The organism is Vibrio sp. Vb0349, from assembly GCF_033338975.1.
Genome location: NZ_JAWOTS010000184.1, coordinates 1 through 1423, shown reverse-complemented (window position 1 = coordinate 1423; position 1423 = coordinate 1). Strand labels below are relative to the sequence as shown.

The 1423-nt window shown below is 50.5% G+C and carries 2 protein-coding genes; both read right to left on the bottom strand.

Features of this window, described 5'->3' with window-relative positions; all coding sequences use genetic code 11:
• The coding region (locus R7Q47_RS24390) for a ParA family protein (protein WP_318089802.1) at positions 1–338 on the bottom strand (338 nt) is incomplete at its 3' end.
• An 8-nt stretch (positions 339–346) separates the two neighbouring features.
• The coding region (locus R7Q47_RS24385; RefSeq protein ID WP_318089800.1) for a chemotaxis response regulator protein-glutamate methylesterase at positions 347–1423 on the bottom strand (1077 nt) is incomplete at its 5' end.

Here is a 1423-nt window from a genome sequence, read left to right as displayed (position 1 = left end):
CGCTTCAAAATCAACCCCATGCCACTGCGGTTACCCATTACGCGGTCTAGCGTAGCCAATGACATGTGCGCAGGAATGATGTCCATTCCTTCCAACTCGGTTTCTAAGATCAACGGCTTAACTGTATCGCGAGTGAACGTCTTTAGCTGAAACAGATCGAACAAGCTTGATGACACGGTATCTGAGTCGTAACCAAGATAAGTCGTCAGTGACGCATGAGGATCGGTGTCGACCATCAATACACGATGACCTTTCTGGCTCAACAAACCTGCTAGTGTCACTGTTGATGTGGTTTTACCTACCCCACCTTTTTGGTTAGCTACACTCCAAACGATCATGATTTATCCTACGCTAAACCCACTTCCACCAGCATGCGTTCTGCAATTCGGTCAAGAGGTAAATCTTCAGAAGAAATGCCCGCTTTAGCAACAGCTTGAGGCATACCGTAAACCACACAGCTTTCTTCGTCTTGTGCCCAAATGGTTGAACCTGCCGATTTCAGCATACGTGCACCTTCTCGGCCATCTGCACCCATTCCGGTGAGCACCATAGAAAGCACTTTGTCGCCGTAAACTTTCGCCGCCGAGCCAAAGGTCACATCCACACACGGTTTGTAGTTCATGCGATCACCGCCATCAATGATGCGAAGGCGAGCAGCACCTGCACGACCATCAATCATCATTTGCTTGCCGCCTGGCGCTAGGTAAGCCACACCAGCTTGTAACACATCACCGTCTTGTGCTTCTTTCACTTGGATCTTACACAACGTGTTCAATCGACTTGCAAATGCCGCCGTAAATGTCGCAGGCATATGCTGAATCAGCACGATTGGATGTGGGTAGTTCATCGGCAGACGAGTAAGAATTTTTTGTAAAGCAACTGGGCCACCAGTGGATGTGCCAATCGCAGTTAACTGGTATTTCTTACCCGATGCGCGGAACTTGGTTGCTGCCGGCCGAGCCGGAGCCGATGCGGCAGGCGTAGCGGTTCTTGAAGCCAGTGGGCGCGCAGCACTAGTTGCAGCAGCTGGACGCGCTACAGGACGGCGCATGAAAGCACGCTTAGAGGCAATTTGAATGACACGTTGCTGAAGCAGCGAAACCGCTTCATCGCGGTTACGTGCAATATCTTCAAACTTCTTCGGTAAGAAGTCCAGAGCACCAGCGTCCAACGCATCAAGAGTTGCTTTCGCCCCATCATGAGTCAGGGACGAAAACATCAGAATTGGCGTTGGAGATGCGGCCATGATTTCACGCACAGCCGTAATGCCATCCATAACTGGCATTTCAATATCCATGGTGATGACGTCCGGCTTGAGAGCTTTGGCTTTTTCGACCGCTTCTCTGCCATTTACCGCAACGTCAATCACTTCTAGGCGCGATTCTGAGTTGATGATTTCGCTCACGCGACGTCGGAAAAAACT